Here is an 18,607-nt window from a genome sequence, read left to right on the forward strand (position 1 = left end):
CATTCTAGTTTGACACATAGTTAGCCGCCGATCGAACTTCAAATTGAATTGACCCACCTTTTACAGATGACTTTAAAACAACTGGATATGGTCGATTATTCGCAAACTTAAAATCTAAATATGGATAGGCTACAGTCGCATCTTTCCCTAATGGAACATACCCAACTGGTTTGGAGTGATGATGAATTTGTACTATTTCAAGACCCGCTTTTGCAACCGCATTATACAGAGTACTCGAAGTTTGACATATTCCTCCCCCATATCCTGGAACAAATTCTTTGTTTACAATAACGGTCGCAAGCGCATACCCATTTGCCTTAGATGCATTTCCAACAACCGTGTTGAATGAAAATTGGTCTCCAGGACCTAAAACAATATTATTAATTTCATCCGCAGATTTCTTAATATTAAAGCTTCTCCCCTTAACAGAAGCATCAAAATACGTTGTGAAACTTCCCAAGACAATTTCGTTAATGCCTTGAACTTGCTCTGGTGTAACATTTGGAATCGTTTCTTCAATTGGCAAAACAACTTGTTTATTAAAAATAGAATCATTGAGTAATTGGTTAACAAGCTCACTTTCTTTTAAAATGATTCGGTTCTGGCCCTGCTGCAATTCTCCCGTTGCTGTAAGTTTCGCTGGTTTCATGGGCTGGTCAATGGTTGCAGCTAAATCACTGGCTAATTGTGTAGCCTTTGCTTTTAATTCTTCTTCATTTTGAAACTCATTCATGTTCAAAACTTCTACCACCGTATTATCACGTGGATCAATAATTGTAACTTCTCGTGTCTCCACAACTTGCTTTGTTTCAATGACTGCAGCAGATGCAACATGGTGTAGATCTACGCTTACTGGTTCTTTTTCAATGAGACTACACCCACTCATTAATAAAACACCTAATAATAATGGCAAAGTTGTTTTCTTCAAAGTACTCTCTCCCATAATTTGATAGTATTTTAAAACTTTTTTGGTGGACAATGTAACGAATATTAAAATTGGTTAACAAAGGAACTTACATAGGAATTTTATTAACGAAAAAAGAATATATTCCTTTTTACTGTAAGTTCTAGATCTACCTTCTTATAATTGGGAAATATACTAAGATGTTAGGTCTTACAATGAAGATCACAAAGACCTCGCCACTTACATGCTGTGTTTTAGTCTTTGATTAGAAGTAAGTGCTTTGGTAATAGATAGTAATGATTAACAAAGAAGTATAAGATCACATGCACCATGGCGTAATCGCGTCCGATTTTTCAAGCCAACTAGAAAGTGGTTTGCCACATCGAAACTTGCGCTTTTAACCCTATTCCTACAGCTCGAAAAGTCCTCTGAAAAATCGTGGCGTCTGCAAGAGGTTCAATATTGGTACCGCCATGGTTTGAAACATCACGAAAATGGTTTATCCATTTTGCCTTTTCTTTAACTTATAGTGATAGAAAAGAATGAATTAAGTTAACCTTTCACTTCATTAGACGATTGATAATTAAAAATTGTTACTAAAATTTGTAATATTTGTTATATTCTTATTATACGTTCTTTCTAAAGAACAAATCAACTAAAAAAACTGCAATCGTACAAATTGATTGCAGTTTTTGAAACGAAATAAACTCCTCTACGAATCCTTTGAGAGTTCTTTAATTTTTTTCGTACAGTTTTCCATTGCCGTAATTATACTTGCACGAAAGCCATTTTTCTCAAGGGCTGCGATTGCTTGAATAGTTGCTCCCCTTGGTGTGCACACGTCGTCTTTTAGTTCACCAGGATGTTTTTCAGTTTCTAGTACCATCTTTGCCGCTCCTAATAATGCTTGAGCAGCAAGCTTGTATGCTTGTTTTCTTGGGATACCCTGCATAACCGCCCCATCTGCTAATGCTTCAATAAATAAATAGGCATATGCAGGTGAAGATCCACTTACCGCTGGAATTGCATCCATTAGTCTTTCATCAATAACTTCTGCCTTTCCAAAGCCCTTAAATATTTGCATAACTTCTAATAACTCGTCTTCATTCACATATGAATTGACACAAAGGGCACTCATACCTTCACCGACTAAAGATGGTGTATTTGGCATTGAACGGACCGTCTTTATTGGTCTTTCAAACCATTTTTCAATTGAATGAATCGTTATTCCTGCAGCTATGGTAAGGATAATCGCTTCTTCTTTTACAACTTCTTTTACCTCGTCAATGACTTGGGCATACAATTCTGGTTTAACAGCTAAAAATAAATAATCAGCATTAGCTGCTACCTCTTTGTTGTGTAATGTTGTTCTTATACCATAGTTTTTTTCCACGTATTGTAGTGTATCTTCTGTTTTTGCACTCACGATGATTTGTTGCGGGGTAGCAACTTGAGATGCTATGATTCCTTGTATCATGGCTTGTGCCATTTTCCCACAACCTATAAAACCAATATGTTTGTCCATGATGAACCTCCTCTATTCTATATTATAGAGAAGGTTTGATGATAAAAAAACATTGGATTCGATACATACTTTTCGAAAGTATGGACAATCTAACCAAAAAAAGAGGTGATAAGATGTATCGAATTGAAAGACTTCTTGATACAGTTCTTGGATATACAGGGTGGCATGACCTAACAAATACTTTGACTCACAGAGAACAAGAGCTTCAATATTTGTATGACGACGAAGATGACGACGACAATGTCATTATGTAAAATGCGGGACCCTCATATTGTGTGGAGGTCCCTCTTATAATTATGTTCGCGTATAGCAATGACAATCTACAAGATGATCGTTCACCATACCAGTTGCTTGCATAAATGCGTAGCATATAGTGGAACCGACAAATTTAAAACCTCGTTTTTTTAAATCCTTGCTTAGTTTATCACTTATCTCTGTTGTTGTTGGAACTTCCTCTAACGTTTTGTAATGATTTTTAATCGGTACACCATCTACGAATGACCAAATATATGTATGAAAGCTTCCAAATTCCTGAACTATATTAAAATAGGCTTTTGCATTTGTGATAACAGCTTTTATTTTTAGCCGATTACGGACGATACCTTCATTTGTTAAAAGCTCTTCAATTTTCTTATCATCATATGTAATAATTTTTGAAGGATCAAAGTAATCAAAGGCTCTTCGATAATTTTCTCTTTTTTTCAAAATGGTATACCAGCTAAGACCTGCCTGTGCTCCTTCAAGGTTTAAATATTCAAAAAGCAAACGATCATCATAAACGGGCACACCCCACTCATGATCATGGTAATCCAAGTAAAGTGGATCCTGATTCACCCAACCGCATCTATTCATACTCTCCCACCTTTATCTTTTTTATATAAAATTATAACAGATGAGTGGGAATGAGTGCCTTCTCCTCATTCCCTTCTTGTTCTATTCTTTGATTCCCTCAAGCCAATCTTTGTAACACTCTTTACATAATGTTTCTTCACGCTCTCCATCTACGTTTACAAATGCTACATAATGAAATCTTTCGTTATCAAAAGAATCTTGGCAATAAAAGCAATTTGTCATAAATTGTGCCTCCTTAATAAGCTGCTTTTTCTTATTTTTATCTATCTAGGCATAGTTTTTTCACGTTAAAAATAGCCAAAAAACTTTTTAGGTGCAAACATCAAATGTTGTTACGTTCTAGAGAGCTTTTCCATCGCATAACCAGGGTAGTTTAAACCTACAAACTGTCCAGACAAAAAAAAGGGGCTGTCCGATAAGTCCTAAAAAATAAGGCAAGGGAGAAAAACGATCGTTTTTCTCCCTTGCCTTTTTGTTTTTTTCGATTTTTCTCTGAAAGTAGCTGGCGTATGCCTGCTATTTTCAATATATTGTGGGCTAATGCCACCATTCCAAACTCGACATATACTTTGTCGAGCCCCCGCAGATTAAAATCTGCGAAACGACCTATTGCCCTTGATGTGACCGAACACACTTTCTACTTTAACTTTACGTTGAGCGTAGATAGCGGACTTTTCATCACATTCAAGGGCTGTTTTAGCCTTGGCTTTCATTTCTTCAAAAATCGTATTCCAATGAATCTGACGATTCCCTTTTGCTTTTGTGCATTGTGCTTTTAGTGGATAATCGGTACAATCTTCACATTCATATATTTTGAAACTTTGCTCGTAGCCAGATTTATTCTTTTTATTCAGGTATTTTTTAAACGTTACTTTCATTCCTTTCGGGCAAATAAAATAGTCGTCATCTTCTACGTAAGTCCAATTTTTTGCGTTTTTGATGTCTTTTTTATATTTACGGGTTTGGTTCCTGTACATAGCTTCCATACGGAATAAGAAACTCGAATCGTTGCTCTTTCTCATCTCCGACAGCGTAAACATAATTCTCCTCACTACCATATCCTGCATCGGCAATAACCGTTTTGGGTATTGGTAAAGAAGAAGCTGCCAGTTTTTCCATATGAGGGATGAAGCACCGAGTATCTGTTGGGCGTTGATGTATTGTATAGTATAGAATAAACTGGTTTTCTGTTCCTGCTTTTACGTTGTATCCTGGCTTAAGTTGGCCATTTTTCATATGATCTTCTTTCATACGCATGAAAGTGGCATCTTTGTCCGTTTTAGAATAACTATTACGATCACCTAAAACTTCATTTTACTAAAAAGGATGATTTTTTTGTGTGTTTTTTTAAAAGTTACGAGTCGATACTATTAAATTTTGTAACCTTGTTGATTGTAGCGGAAGGTACGAGACTCCTGCGGGAAAAGCGTGGCCAGGGGAGACCCCGCAGGAGCTTGCGACGAGGAGGCTCCCAGACCACCCGCGGAAAGCGAGTACCTGCAGCGGAAATCAACACCAGATTTTTTAGTAAACCCGAAAAACAAAAAATGAGGGCTGTCCTCAAAAGTCATTTTTCAGTGACTTTTTGGACAGCCCCTTTTACATTTCTATATATTTCTCTCTTTCGATTCCATTGAAGAAATAACTTTTTTCTCCAATTGTAAAAAGCTGTAATTTATGCATCGCTCTTGTGCAGGCTGTATAAAAAAGCTTTCTTTCATACTCTCTACCGTATACCTCATTAGAGGCGTTATAGATGATAACCGCGTCAAATTCAATTCCTTTTGCTAAATAGGTAGGTAAAACAAGGATACCCTTATCAAATTGATAGGTTTCTTGGCTCATTAGACGAACCTTCATCGATTCACGTAACGCGTCAAAAGCCTCCTTACTCTCAACTGCAGTTTTACAAATAACCGCGATCGTTTCATGCCCCTTTTCTTGAAGGGTTTGGATATGATTAATAATTTCTTTGTGTAGACTTTCTTTTGTTTCCAGTTTTTTTAGTGAAGGAAGTGAACCTGAGCGATTAAATGTTTCTATATCCTCGCCACCAGTTACAATTCCTTTTGAAAACTCAACAATTTCTTTTGTTGAACGATAGCTTTTCTTCAATTGAATAACTTCGTATTTCTCCTCTGTATAAAGCTCTGGCGAAAGAAGTGTTGGTGCGTTCATCGAATGTGCATAAATCGCCTGGTTGTAATCTCCCAGTATAGTCATTCGGCAATTCGGAAACAGTTGCTGTAAATATTCAAACTGAAAAGGAGAATAATCCTGTGCTTCATCAATGAATAAATGACGAATACTTGTATTTGATTTCTTACCTTCAATAAGGTCCTGCAAGTACAGAATGGGTGTTGTATCCTCATATTTCAGATGGTTTAGATTCAATTGTTTAATGGAATACGAACAGATTTCACTCCATTTTTCAGTCACCTTTTGTTCTTTTGTTTGCCTAAAGAATTGCTTATATAATCCTTTTATATCCAGGTAATTAAGTCTTTTAATCGCTATTTTTATCGGTTTAAAATGTTTTCGGACAATTTCCTTAGCAATTAACTTTTCTTCACGTTGATAATCGTCAAATGTATTCTCCGAAAACTCCTGTTTTTTCTGTAGTCGTTTAAATATTTCAAGTAGTTCTTCCTTTTCCAGTAAATCAGCTTCTTGAACAACCCAGTCTTTATTGCGTTCTTTTCTCTCAACTTTAATGACTTCCTTCATAAGCCATTCTGTCACTTTAGTCAGACGATTTGGAATTGAAATAGTTGGATCCAAGGAGTAAAAATAGTTCTGAATCTCGTCTTTTGAAACAATGGTTTTACGCTTAAATTGGATATCTTTAAAGAGAAGTTTTGCTTCCCCAAGGTCTTTTACATAAGAATCGATTAGTTCTTTAAACTTAAGACTTGCTTTAAACGTAATCGCATGAAGCCTTATATCATAATCGGGTTGGTTCATTGCGGTTAATAAGTATTCCATTTGCGAAAACGGATCTTCCAAATCAAAGATGTTTCCCAAACGATGTTCAACATACTCTTGGTATGTTGATTGTTGCATATTGTCTTCCCCAAGCTCAGGAAGTACGGTTCCAACATAACTATTAAATAATGGATTCGGTGAAAATAACATAATGTTAGTTGAGCTTAACTGATCACGATAACGGTACAGTAAGTATGCAACCCGCTGCAAGGCGGCGGATGTTTTCCCAGAGCCAGCTACACCTTGGACAATTAAATAACGACTTTTTTCATTTCGAATGATTTTATTTTGTTCTCGTTGAATTGTTGCCACAATGCTCTTCATCTGCGTGTTTGCATTATTACCAAGTACCTCTCGGAGCATTTCATCTCCGATTGTGACACCTGTATCAAACATGCTTCTCATTTTGCCATTTTTTATAATAAATTGCCGCTTTAATTTCATTTCTCCTTTGATTTCCTCGTAATGAGTGTCATACTTCGCAGGACCTGGATAATAATCATAGTACATACTTGAAATAGGTGCTCTCCAGTCAAAAATTAAAAAATTCTCTTCGTCGCTATCTAACAAGGACGCAATTCCAATGTAGATTTTTTCCTCTTTGTCCTCCCCATTTTCCAAAAAGTCAAACCGACCAAAGTATGGGGATTCTTTAAGTCTATCTAACACCTTCATTTGTTTATGAACCTGTCGATGGTTTCTTTCTCGTTCACCTAATAGTTCGGATTGTTGCTTGATACTTTGAAATGTCTCTAAGACGTCATCAGGCTCATCAAGATTGACTGTTACATCTTCCCAAAAAGATTTGCGGAGATCGACAATTTCACTTTTTACAGCTCCAACCTTTGATTCAATGGCAGCCTTTCTACTTTCGATTACTTCCAAAACGTCTTCGAGTCTTTCTTGCTCCTGATACCAATCTTTATTTTGCTTATCCATGAACACCACTCCTTACTAAGTGAACTTTACGTTTCCTACCCCAAAAATTGAAATGTTGACAAACCAAAAATATTGTTTTATAATTAAAATAGGGTAAAATGAACGCATTTGTTACAAACTATAAAAAAAGACAGAACAATGATATCATATCATGTCGTTCTGTCTTTTTCAATGTGTATATAATTTTAGTAAGGACTAATATTTACCTTCCTTACACTTTCACGAGCTCTAATGAATGAAAAGTAATACATATCTTAAAGCGTAATTCAATTAGTGGTTTGCGATCATAAAATCCAGAGTCTTTTTTATTCCTTCTTCATATGGTGTTTTTGGTAAAGCTCCTATCTCCTTCTCATATTTTGTTCCATCTAAAACTACAGGTTCCTCAGTTAAATACAGCATTTCAACAACTTCTTTCATTTGTCTGTCAAAAAAACCAAATACTCGAATCATCCCTTTCGTAACTGTTGAAACTTTTTTTCGATAATGAAGATGGCTACCTGCTATATTTATTATTTCTTTTCCGGAAATTACTCCTGCGGCTGGAATATTCCAAGTCTGCCCATATGCTTTATCATGTAGAGCGAGCTCAACGATTGCCTTTGCCCCATCTGGTGTGAAAATATATTCCCTCGCATTTATTTGATTGCCAACAAACATTGCCTTCTCGTTTTGAACCATCCCTCTAAATGTATAGGTCAGCATGGCATTTTCTGCATGAGGCCCATAAAAGTCAGGAAAATGTGCAATAAAGAGTGGAACATTTGATTCAAAAGCAATTTTTCCAAGTTCTAACCGAATTTTCCCTTTTTTTGTATGAGGATTTTTTGGATATTCTTCATTCACTTTTTGTCCATTTCCCTTGCCATAAGCATATATATTATCCACTATGGCAAGCTTGCAGTTTTTTGATTCAGCTGCATGAACCACATTTCTCATTAGTGTTGGTTGCTTTTCGTACCATTCACTGTAAGGGATGTTGATTGAGTGAAATATAACATCCACATCAGTTGCTGCATGGATTAATTCATGGCGGTTAAAGACATCTCCCGCAATTATCTTTACTTTTTCTCTATCTTTAAATAACTTCGCTAATTTCTCCTTATTTCGTGCAAAAGCAATTACTTCTATTCCTCTTTCGATTAACTCCTCGACAATTGCATACCCCATTCCACCTGATGCACCTAATACTAATGCCTTTTTCATGTTATCCTCTCCTCACCTTTAATTGACCAGTGGTCAAAATGCTATAAAAAAAATAATAAACGTTTAAGATTCGGGAAAGTAAACTACACTTCCCCATTTAATATTGGTGTTAAGATGAATTCTACATGAGATTCCGCCAAACTCTTCACATCATCAAAAGTTTGGTTACTTCTACAATAATGTGTAACAAAGCCATGGATTGAAAGAAATATGGACCAAATATCTTGGATGCTTGCCTTTTGATTAGTTAACTTAGAAATTGCAACAGCAAACATTTGATAACTTTCATTTGGTTCTTGTTGTATAAAGCTTTTAACCTCTTCATCATTCAGAAGAAACATCACTTCATATTGGCTTTTATGTGTAAGACCAAATTCAATATAGCCTAATAGTATCTTTTTCACTTTCTCATTTGGCGGTAATTTCTGACTGATAATTTGATTTAACACATCATTAAGCATTTTGAAATCTTCAACAACCATTGCATAAAACAAATCTGCTTTATTTTTAAAATGATAATAGATCGCACCATGGCTGTAATTTAATTCTTTTGCAATTTGTCGCATTGACACATGTTGGTAGCCTTTCTGAACAAACAATTCATGAGCTACATCCATTATTTTTTCGCGTGATAATTCCTCTTTTACTTGCTTTCTAGGTGACATAATTAAGTGAATCCCCTTTTATTAACCACTGTTCAATAATTAGTTTATTCCAAATTAAACCATTATGTCAACCTATTTTATGCACATTTTTGTAATTTATATATACAATATAAAAGCGGACCCTTTTTTGAGTCCGCCTACGATCATTATTCAGCTTTACTTAATACTTGGTTTACTTCTTGCTCTTCAAGTGCTTTCGCAGCTTTTTTCTGCTTTGTATATCCAATCGCTACAACTGCAGCAACAACGAGGATTTCAAAGCCGTATTTCACGAAGCCATTACTAAATACTGAGCTTAGGAATGGTTCTGCAACAATCATTTTAGATGCTGTCCACGCTAATATTGCAGCACCAAGTGTAATAATGATTGGAAAGCGATCAATTAACTTAATAAATAATGTACTACCCCAGATCATAATTGGTACTGAAATAATTAGTCCTAATACAACCAGTAAGAAGTTACCTTGAGCAGCGCCAGCAACTGCTAGAACATTATCTAGGCCCATAAGAGCGTCCGCAATGATAATAGTTCGAATGGCAGCCCAGAAACTTCCAACTGCTTTAATTTCATGACCTTTATCATCTGTTAATAGATTATAAGCAATCCATACTAGGAGAATTCCTCCGACAACTCGTAAACCAGGGATTCCAAGTAGCCATACAACAGCCAAGGTTGCAGCGATTCGAATAGCGATCGCTCCTACAGTCCCCCAAATAATTGCCTTTTTCTGTTGTTCCTTTGGTAAATTTCTTGCTGCCAAGCCAATTACGATAGCATTGTCTCCTGCTAATACTAAATCAATACCAATAATAACTAATAGTGCGGTTAAAAATTCTAAACTTAAAATTTCCATCAATGGTCTCCCTTCTAATCTTTTAATATTTTATTCTATAAATTGTAGGAAAAACAAGAGTGCTTTTCACTAGAATAAACTACTTCATGGCCATTAAATGTTTATCATCTAAACGTTTTTCAATCTTTTCAATCTCTTTTTTGTCCTGTAAAATTTCTTCTTTGTTCTTTTTAATTAATTCCTTGATGGACAATGTCTCTATCTTTCTCTTAAGCATACCTCTTCTCACCTCTCAATACCGTAGTAAAACAAAAATGGCCTTTACCGCATGTGGTAAAGGCCAAAAATATAGACCTTTACCGTAATCTGGTAAAGGTCTTGCTAACAACGTTTACGTCGCCAACAAAGCCGAGAGTGATTACACTCTGAAATGACGACTTTGCTGTAAAAGCTACTCCCCTTTAGGAGAAACAATTTATTCAATATTTATTATATACTTAATTTTACATAGTGTTCACACATATGTCAATGTTTATTTTATATTTTTTCCGTAAAAAATCTCATCCATTTCTGTAATCAGTTTTTCAGCGATAATCATTTCCTCTTCGGGTGTCAATTTTTCTTTCGTATGATTAAAAAATAAATAGTGCTCGAGATCAAATTCCTTTAGCTTACATTTCGTGTGAAAAATGTTTTCTTGATACACATTCACATCAATCATTTGATACATTTCCTGAATTTCCTCAGGTATATAGTTTTGAATGGAGCTTATTTCATGGTCTATAAACAGCTTATGTCCTGTTACATCTCTTGTGAATCCTCGAACACGATAATCAATTGTCATTACATCTGTTTCGAATGATTGGATCATATAATTTAAGGCTTTTAGAGGAGATATTTCTCCACAGGTAGAAACATCAATGTCTGCCCTAAATGTACTAATCCCTTCATCTGGATGTGACTCAGGATAGGTATGTACTGTGATATGACTCTTATCCAGTTGCGTAATAACAGATCCAGGAATCGGCCCTGGGGACTCCTTAAAAGCTTCAGGAGATTCATCTACTGGACCCTCCGAAACAAGGATTGTTACACTTGCACCCTGGGGAACATAGTCCTGCTTTGCGACATTTAAAATATTGGCACCGATAATATCTGCAACATTGCTAAGGATCTCAGTTAATCGATCAGCATTATACACATCATCAATATATTCAATATATGCATCCCGCTCTTCTTGTGAACTTGTATAACAAATATCATACATATTAAAGCTTAACGATTTTGTGAGGTTATTGAAACCATGAAGATTCAACATCTGACTTGGTGTCAATTGCATATGTCTCATTTAATTTTCCCCTTTTTTGTTTTTTCCATATTTTTATCTTGGTTGATTCGAGAGACTTTATGCATTTTCCAGGGATATTTCAATTTAAACAAATGTGGGAAGCAGCTTGTAAATAAACATCGACTAACGACTCCCAGGTCCTGTGGCAAACATCAATGTCAACATATTCTCGATAATGCTTTGCATTTTCTTCTTACGATGACGATGCTCTCGATGCCATCCTTGTCCTGTGTTAGACCGACAATCATCAGATGATACAGTGAAAAGCCTGGTCTTGATAGGATTAGCTATCCCTAAGGGGTTGGCTGCTTGAAGATGAGAAAGCCTAACGTAAAATGATCCGCAAGCTTGATGTTTAACAATCAAAAAAAATGTCCAGCATCAGCTGGACACTAAAAAGATATGATCAATTATCTCAACTTACGCTCTCATGTAGAGTGCAACCTAGCTTTATGATCATTTAAAAGGGGGGTCTGAAAAAGCTTGGCTTTTCCATGTATTTATCTTACGAAGAAAATATGAACAAACTATGAATAAAGAATTAAGTTTCTATTAATATTCATTTCCCCTTTTTTCCTCATAACACCTATAATCATTTAATTAGATTTTACATAAACAGTTATGTCTTCGTTTTAAATACCATTTTATACACGTTAATGAGTATCATGGCTATGGTAAATTTAATGTAAGCGCTATCCTTTTTTCCCACTCTATGTTTTTTTGCTACTTATTGAGATAAATAAGCAATAAACACAACCAATTGAACATCTCCCTCAAAACTTACTCCTAGAACATTTTTAAGTAGCAAAAATAATTTCCAACAGTGTCTAATCAGCGAGGAAGAAATCGTGAAACGACATGAACCTATTTTAGCACCTAGATTAACTGGCACATTTTCTCAAACAAACCAGAGTGGAAATCCCCTTATAAGGAGGTGATAACATTTAAAGTATCTTAATTTTATCTTTCATTTACACATCAAAAAGGAGGTCATAAAGGTGAGATGGTTTAGGCGTTTTATTACATTTCTAATGTGTTTTCTTTTATTATTACCAACTACGAACGTGAATGTGGCAGCTGAAGATATATCTATGGATATGATAATCATTCCTTCTACTTCAAAATGGACAGGTACTGTCGGTGGTGATGTAGGTGGTAAAGACAAAATAACTTCTGAAAATTTCTTGATTAAGGAAAATGATGATCAAACCGTGAATATGAGCGTAAAAAATAATCGAGGTAAAATTTCGAGTACTTCAGAAGGAATTGCTTACTATTATCAACAGGTGAATCCTCTCGATAATTATGAACTGACAGCAAACGTTAAAATTGATTCCATTCATGCCAATGACCAAGTTGGTTTTGGGATAATGCTAAGGGGGAATTTATTAAATTCTACAGAAGTTATAACTGGAGACTACCTAGCTTTAGGAGGGATCAAACAATCAATTAAAGGATTTTACAAATATAAGGACTCTTCATCTACATACCCAGCGGAACTTGACTTTAATGAGAATAAACCGATAACAAGTGAAGAATACACCTTAAAAATTAGAAAAGACGGGAACATCTATCAGTTAACAGTCGGTGAAGAAACCAAAACGATTACAGATTATACTGGAGAAATCAATTATGTAGGTCTTTTTGCTGCTAGGAACGCGAGTGTTACCTATAGCAATATTGAATTAAAAATAGACCGCCCCATAGAAACTGGAGAATGGGAATTCAGGGCTTTTGGTGGAAACACTAGTGATTCTAGAAACCCCGCACCAATAGTAAATGATGATGGTTCAATTACAATACTAGCAACTGGTGGAAAAATTGCAAACGGAGATGAAGGAATCTCCTATTATTTTAAAGAAGTTCCAGCCAACACAAACTTCACATTGACTTCTAAAGCACTTGTAAAAAATTTTAATAATAATAGTGGAATTTCTACTCCTAATCAAAAATCTTTTGGAATTATGCTTAGGGACAAGGTTGGAGTGAACGGAGATAGCAGTACCCAAACTTCAAATTTATTAGCTGTTGGTGCACTAGATTTAACGATAAAACCATTTTATAAGCAAAACGGTCAATTAACAAAATTAAACAGCTTTGAGAATGTGAGTTTACCAGCATCCAATGAGATATATGAGTTTGAAATCCAAAAGTCAGGAAATGTATATACATTCACTACTAATGGAGTTTCTGAAGTCATTACGCTAGACCATGTATTTAACGAAACTATATACGCAGGACTGTACGTTGCCCGTGATGCCGAAATAACATTCAGTCATTTTGATTTAGTCATTGATACAAAGAAGGTTTCTAGCCTTGAAGTCAACAAAGATAATATGCAGACAGAATATCTTGTAAATGAACAATTAAATACGGAAGGTCTTCTTGTTAAGGCGAAATATTCCAATGGTGAAGAAGAAACTTTAGCTGAAAATGATTATATTATAACTGGATTTGATAGTAGTAAGCCTGGAACGAACACAATTACCATCCATTATGGCGGAGTAAAAGAAACAATAGACCTTACTATTAAGGAACTAAGTCTACTAGATTTAAAGATTAAGTATTTTCCTGCAAAAACGAATTATTATCTAGGGGACACATTTGATCCAGCAGGATTAGAAGTACTAGGCACATATGATAATGGTGAAACTTATACAATTCCTGATGAACAGCTTATTTTTAAAGTTAGCGAATTGATGATTGATGATACATTTACATTTATTACACCTGGAGTGAAAGTCATCACTATTATGCAGAAGGATTTCCTAACTGTTTCTGCTAGTATGAATATAACAGTACAAGATACTGAGCTAATAGGGCTTGAAGTAAGGAAGCAGCCTGAAAAAACACAATATTTTATCGGAGATGATCTTGATTTAAAAGGAATGGTCGTGTATGCCATTTATAAAGACGGTTCAAAAGTAAGATTATTAGATAAGGAATACGATATTTCTGGTTTTGACTCTTCAACAGCTGGTGATAAAAGTGTAATAATTAGCCACAAGAACATTAGGGAAACGATTACTTTTAATGTAAAAGAGAAAGAAGCGATCGAATTAAAAATTACTCAGTATCCTACAACCACTTTTACAGTAGGTGATACCTTTACAACCGATGAGTTAGTTGTTTCAAAAGTCTATGATAATGGAGATCTAGAAGTATTATCTACTGACGCATATACTATTGACTCTAGTTCCTTTAATAGTGATACGCCTGGTACATTTCCCATTACCGTGACTCCAACGACAGATTTGGACCTTGCCCCTATTACGTATGAAGTCACAGTTAGGGAGAAAACCGAATATCCATTTGAATTTATTCGCTTTGGACAATCTACATCTGACGAGAAGAACACCATTGAGTATGTAGAGAATGATGCCGTTCGTCTAGCAGCAATTGATGGTGCTGGAAAAATCACGGGTGACCATGACGGAATTTCTTTCTATTACACTGAAATTGATGCCAACGAAGATAACTTCGAGCTATCAGCGGATATTAAAGTAATAGATTATGCAAAGAATCCACATGATGGCCAGGAATCCTTTGGTATTATGGCGAGGGATGCCATTTTCGAGAGTGGTGATCAAAAAGGAATCTTCTCAAGTAATATTGCTGCAATTGGAGGATACTCTGGCGGTACACGGGAGAATAATGGAACACAACTATTTGTAAGAACAGGCGTAACATCACCTGATGGAACTGGAAGTCTAGGTATTCAAAGAGAAATGATAAAGAATGAAAAACCTACTCCAGAAAATACAAAAGAATACCGCCTTACTCTTAGGAAAACGAATAGTGGTTTTACAGGAATACTTGATGATGGTAAAACTATATTTGAAAAAGAAATATATGCACCAGATATCTTAAATGTGCAAAATGGGAAAGCATATGTAGGTTTCTACACTGCACGTGTCGCGACAATTGAGATTAGTAATATCGAGCTTAACGTAACAGCAGCAGCGACAGATGCTCCTAAAGGTGAAGCACCTGTTAAAGAGGTGTCACCTCAATTTGATGTTCTGTCATTAGACAAGACATCTGTTACAAATTATCGTCTAATTGTCCAGTCGAATGTTAATGGTTCTGTTACCATTAAAGAAGGAAATAAAGTGATTCGTTATGATGAACCAATGAATGCTGGTCAAAAACTTGAAATTGAAACAACAATCGAGAGTAATCGAAACACAAACTACAGTTTTGTTTTTATTCCCGATGAAACTCAAACACTTACAAACTATGATCGAATTATTCGAAACTTTACAGTTGAAATGAAAACATATGCTGATAATGGGCATATTTATGTTTCACCAAATGGGACAAGTTCTGGAGACGGATCTAAGGCCAGTCCTTTAGACTTAGATACTGCCATTGAATTTGTGAAACCAGGTCAATACATTTACGTGATGGAAGGTCATTATATAAGAAATAGTAAACTAGAGATTAAGAAATATAATGATGGTACTGAAAGTTCACTGAAGTACTTGTGGGCTGATCCTGCTGCTAAAACGAGACCTGTTATTGATTTTGATAGAAAAACAGAAGGAGTTGTACACAGTGGCAATTACTGGCATGTAAATGGTATAGACTTCACTCAGTCTGCTGGTAACACGAAAGGCTACACAGTTGGCGGGAGTTTCAATATTATTGAAAATATTCAAACATATGCAAATGGTGACACAGGGTTACAAATTAGTCGTACAGATAATTCCAATCATATCGCTGATTGGCCATCTTATAACCTTATTCTAAATAGTGTTTCGTTCGATAACCGTGACCCATCCGATAATAATGCAGACGGATTTGCCGCAAAATTAACTGTTGGTGAAGGGAATATCTTTAGAGGAACAGTCGCTCATAACAATATTGATGATGGCTGGGACCTTTACACAAAAGTTGGTACAGGTGCAATTGGAGCAGTAACGATTGAGGATAGTATTGCATATAACAATGGGTTCTTAACAGATGGCACTGTTGGTGCAGGAGACAAGAACGGATTTAAGCTAGGCGGTGAAGGGGTTCATGTACCACATATCATCAAAAATAGTGTTGCATTTGGAAACGGTGCTGCTGGTTTTACAAGTAATAGTAATCCAGGTGTGATTGCGAGAAACAACTATGCCTTTAACAATGACGGTGGAAATATGGTGTTCACTACATATGGCCATATTACCCCAGATTTTTCAATTGATGGGTTTATCTCGTTCTATACAGATGAGAGAGAAAAGAAAACAAAGGACAACTATCAACATCAAGAGTCAGAAAAGAATTTTATGTATAACGGAATAGATTCCATTAATAAATCTGGAATTTCACTACCACCTGATGTGATCCAATCATTGGCATCTATTCAAGACTTTGAGCGAGATCAGAAAGGGAATATTAATTGGAACGGGGTTTGGAGTGTTTTTGGTGATTTTATTGCACAATACAACGAACCAATGACCGAGGAACCTGATAAACCAGGTGAGGAGAATCCAGAAACAGAGGAACCAGAGAATGAAAATCCTGGAACACAACAACCAGACGATAAAACACCAGGAACGAACCAACCAATTGATAAAAACCCTGATAACTCCCAGCCTGGTAATCAAGCACCAGGATCTGATCATTCAGAAGCCACATCTAAAGACAATGAGAAACCAACAGATAATAAGAAGCTACCTAAGACCAGTACTTCAATATACAACTGGCTAGTAGTTGGTATTTTGTTCACCCTTATTGGAGTTTACCTTGGTGCAACTCACTATACAAGAAAGAGGTTTGATTCTTAACTAAAGTAGATTCAAAAAAAGAGAGGGATTTCCCTCTCTCAGAGTGTAGAGAAAGGGGTATTTTTTCTCTACACTTTTTGTTTTCGGTGGTTTTTGTAGTTGTAAGTTGACATTATTCTTTATCAAAAATCTTGAAAATATCACTCCCAACCATCTAGCCTTGCTTGGCTAGGTGGTTGGCAATCTTTTTCATGTTCTGGCAGGCTGCTGTAAGTAATACCTGCTCACTAGCATTTTTAATTCCCCGTAACCTACAGTAGCGAAGCCCATGCAGCTCTTTTGAGTCTGCGAAGCTTCGCTCTACGGTTTCTTTTCTAAACTTATAAAGAATTTTCCCTTCCAGAGAGAGGCGATTTAGCCTCACCTTATCTTTATGATCTTCCCAAACATGACGAGTAACAACTTTTTGCTTATTCCGGGATCTAGTGCATTGTTCAAGAAGAGGGCAGGTTGAACATTTCTTGGGATCTGACTTGTACTCTCGGTAACCTTCTCTTGTAGTTGAACGATATGTTAGTTCCTCGCTATTTGGACAAACATAAATGTCATTTTCTTTATTATATTTAAACTTCCATTTTGGAAAGAGTCCTTTTGTTGGTTGATACCTTCTATGGGCAATAACTCCAAAGATCTTACGATCTGATAATCCTTTGCAAATCGGATTAGTTAAGTATCCAGAGTCAAGAGCAACAGCTTCCACATTAAAGTTAAATCGTAAGATTTGACGATCTAAACGGCTAAGATATGGTATTGAATCATGGACATTACCTGGAGTTACGAATGCATCAGTTATAATGTTAAACTTCAAATCTGTTGTCCGATGGTCTAAATAACAGAACATCTCTTGCTTATTGTCTCGCGACATAAACCCACTTTCTGGATCTGTGGTACTTACTCTAATCTCTTTTGTTTCTTTCACCTCCTCCTTTTCCTTTAAAGGCTTTTTTCCATGTTCAGCACGATCTTCTTCAATTGCCTTATTTAACTCATTTAAATATTCACGAGTTTCTACTTCAACTTCTTCCCTTGTAAATTTATGTTTATTCGCATTAGCTTTGAGATGAGTGGAGTCCGTAAATAAGACTCTTCCGCCAACCATTTTGTGATTCATTGCAAGAAGAACAATTTCATCAAAGATTTCTTGGAAGATGTCTGTATCTTTAAAACGCTTATGACGATTCCAGCTTATTGTGGAATGATGTGGTACAGGATCTTTAAATCTGAGACCTAAAAACCAACGATATGCGACATTAAGTTTTATCTCTTGTTCAAGCTGTCTTTCGGAACGGATACCATAAAAATATCCAATAAACATCATTTTAAAAAGAACAAGAGGGTCGATCGAAGGTCGACCATTATCTTCAGAGTAGTAAGGTTTTACTCTCTCAATTATAAAAGAAAAATCTATGTATTTATCTATTTTTCGTAACAGATGGTTATCTGGAACAAGCTCGTCAATTGATACAAATTCAATTTCATTTTGTGTATTTTCCCTAGTATTTAACACAATATCACCAACCCTAATTTATTAAATATATTATAACATATTAACGCGGTGAATTATTAAAGTGTATCAAAAGAATAAAGGCTGTCGAGACTTTCTCGACAGCCTGAG

The 18,607-nt window shown here is 35.7% G+C and carries 13 protein-coding genes and 1 pseudogene; 2 read left to right on the forward strand and 12 right to left on the reverse strand.

Annotated elements, in window-relative coordinates:
• Window positions 1–4: 4 nt before the first annotated feature.
• Entirely contained in the window at window positions 5–928 is a 924-nt protein-coding gene (locus tag ACWPVE_RS03740; protein WP_453990790.1) for a VanW family protein, read from the reverse strand.
• A 688-nt stretch (window positions 929–1,616) separates the two neighbouring features.
• Window positions 1,617–2,429 carry a pyrroline-5-carboxylate reductase gene (proC, locus tag ACWPVE_RS03745; RefSeq protein WP_453990792.1) on the reverse strand — a complete coding sequence of 271 codons (813 nt, stop codon included), beginning with the start codon at window positions 2,427–2,429 and terminating at the stop codon, window positions 1,617–1,619.
• A gap of 113 nt (window positions 2,430–2,542) precedes the next feature.
• Here proC and ACWPVE_RS03750 point away from each other — a divergent pair, with 113 nt between their 5' ends.
• Complete coding sequence (locus ACWPVE_RS03750; RefSeq protein WP_453990794.1) at window positions 2,543–2,683, forward strand: hypothetical protein; 141 nt, start codon at window positions 2,543–2,545, stop codon at window positions 2,681–2,683.
• A gap of 40 nt (window positions 2,684–2,723) precedes the next feature.
• Here the strand turns inward: ACWPVE_RS03750 and ACWPVE_RS03755 are convergent, their stop codons facing one another.
• From ACWPVE_RS03755 to speD, 9 genes and pseudogenes are all read right to left on the reverse strand, one after another.
• Window positions 2,724–3,281: a DNA-3-methyladenine glycosylase I gene (locus ACWPVE_RS03755; RefSeq protein WP_453990796.1), complete on the reverse strand. Its 558-nt coding sequence runs from the start codon at window positions 3,279–3,281 to the stop codon at window positions 2,724–2,726.
• 81 nt (window positions 3,282–3,362) lie between these two features.
• Window positions 3,363–3,503 carry a hypothetical protein gene (locus tag ACWPVE_RS03760; RefSeq protein ID WP_453990798.1) on the reverse strand — a complete coding sequence of 47 codons (141 nt, stop codon included), beginning with the start codon at window positions 3,501–3,503 and terminating at the stop codon, window positions 3,363–3,365.
• Window positions 3,504–3,868: 365 nt separating this feature from the next.
• Window positions 3,869–4,595: pseudogene (locus tag ACWPVE_RS03765) on the reverse strand (transposase); the annotation flags it as partial.
• A gap of 285 nt (window positions 4,596–4,880) precedes the next feature.
• On the reverse strand, window positions 4,881–7,205 hold the full coding sequence (gene helD, locus ACWPVE_RS03770) for an RNA polymerase recycling motor HelD (RefSeq protein ID WP_453990800.1): 2,325 nt from the start codon (window positions 7,203–7,205) through the stop codon (window positions 4,881–4,883).
• Window positions 7,206–7,475: 270 nt separating this feature from the next.
• Window positions 7,476–8,411 (reverse strand): SDR family NAD(P)-dependent oxidoreductase, encoded by a 936-nt coding sequence (locus tag ACWPVE_RS03775; protein ID WP_453990802.1) that lies wholly within the window; start codon window positions 8,409–8,411, stop codon window positions 7,476–7,478.
• Between the two features lie 83 nt (window positions 8,412–8,494).
• Window positions 8,495–9,076, reverse strand: coding sequence for a TetR/AcrR family transcriptional regulator (locus tag ACWPVE_RS03780; protein ID WP_453990804.1), 582 nt, complete (start codon window positions 9,074–9,076; stop codon window positions 8,495–8,497).
• Window positions 9,077–9,222: 146 nt separating this feature from the next.
• Window positions 9,223–9,930, reverse strand: coding sequence for a TerC family protein (locus ACWPVE_RS03785; RefSeq protein WP_453990806.1), 708 nt, complete (start codon window positions 9,928–9,930; stop codon window positions 9,223–9,225).
• Window positions 9,931–10,009: 79 nt separating this feature from the next.
• A complete protein-coding gene (locus ACWPVE_RS03790; protein ID WP_453990808.1) occupies window positions 10,010–10,147 on the reverse strand; it encodes an FbpB family small basic protein in 138 nt (45 codons plus the stop codon).
• 255 nt (window positions 10,148–10,402) lie between these two features.
• Window positions 10,403–11,209 carry an adenosylmethionine decarboxylase gene (speD, locus tag ACWPVE_RS03795; RefSeq protein ID WP_453990861.1) on the reverse strand — a complete coding sequence of 269 codons (807 nt, stop codon included), beginning with the start codon at window positions 11,207–11,209 and terminating at the stop codon, window positions 10,403–10,405.
• Between the two features lie 1,007 nt (window positions 11,210–12,216).
• Between speD and ACWPVE_RS03800 the strand changes: the two genes are divergently transcribed.
• The gene (locus ACWPVE_RS03800) at window positions 12,217–16,992 is read left to right on the forward strand and encodes a bacterial Ig-like domain-containing protein (protein ID WP_453990810.1); all 4,776 of its coding nucleotides are present in this window, start codon (window positions 12,217–12,219) and stop codon (window positions 16,990–16,992) included.
• Between the two features lie 154 nt (window positions 16,993–17,146).
• On the opposite strand, the gene ACWPVE_RS03805 is transcribed toward ACWPVE_RS03800, so the two are convergent.
• The gene (locus ACWPVE_RS03805; protein ID WP_453990812.1) at window positions 17,147–18,499 is read right to left on the reverse strand and encodes an IS1182 family transposase; all 1,353 of its coding nucleotides are present in this window, start codon (window positions 18,497–18,499) and stop codon (window positions 17,147–17,149) included.
• Between the last annotated feature and the right edge of the window lie 108 nt (window positions 18,500–18,607).

Source organism: Bacillus nitroreducens, assembly GCF_964021195.1.

Excerpts from the sequence above, each read along its gene's own strand:
- proC (WP_453990792.1), bottom strand. The coding sequence starts at position 2,429 with ATGGACAAACATATTGGTTTTATAGGTTGTGGGAAAATGGCACAAGCC.
- ACWPVE_RS03750 (WP_453990794.1), top strand. The coding sequence starts at position 2,543 with ATGTATCGAATTGAAAGACTTCTTGATACAGTTCTTGGATATACAGGG.
- ACWPVE_RS03755 (WP_453990796.1), bottom strand. The coding sequence starts at position 3,281 with ATGAATAGATGCGGTTGGGTGAATCAGGATCCACTTTACTTGGATTAC.
- ACWPVE_RS03760 (WP_453990798.1), bottom strand. The coding sequence starts at position 3,503 with ATGACAAATTGCTTTTATTGCCAAGATTCTTTTGATAACGAAAGATTT.
- helD (WP_453990800.1), bottom strand. The coding sequence starts at position 7,205 with ATGGATAAGCAAAATAAAGATTGGTATCAGGAGCAAGAAAGACTCGAA.
- ACWPVE_RS03775 (WP_453990802.1), bottom strand. The coding sequence starts at position 8,411 with ATGAAAAAGGCATTAGTATTAGGTGCATCAGGTGGAATGGGGTATGCA.
- ACWPVE_RS03780 (WP_453990804.1), bottom strand. The coding sequence starts at position 9,076 with ATGTCACCTAGAAAGCAAGTAAAAGAGGAATTATCACGCGAAAAAATA.
- ACWPVE_RS03785 (WP_453990806.1), bottom strand. The coding sequence starts at position 9,930 with ATGGAAATTTTAAGTTTAGAATTTTTAACCGCACTATTAGTTATTATT.
- ACWPVE_RS03790 (WP_453990808.1), bottom strand. The coding sequence starts at position 10,147 with ATGCTTAAGAGAAAGATAGAGACATTGTCCATCAAGGAATTAATTAAA.
- speD (WP_453990861.1), bottom strand. The coding sequence starts at position 11,209 with ATGCAATTGACACCAAGTCAGATGTTGAATCTTCATGGTTTCAATAAC.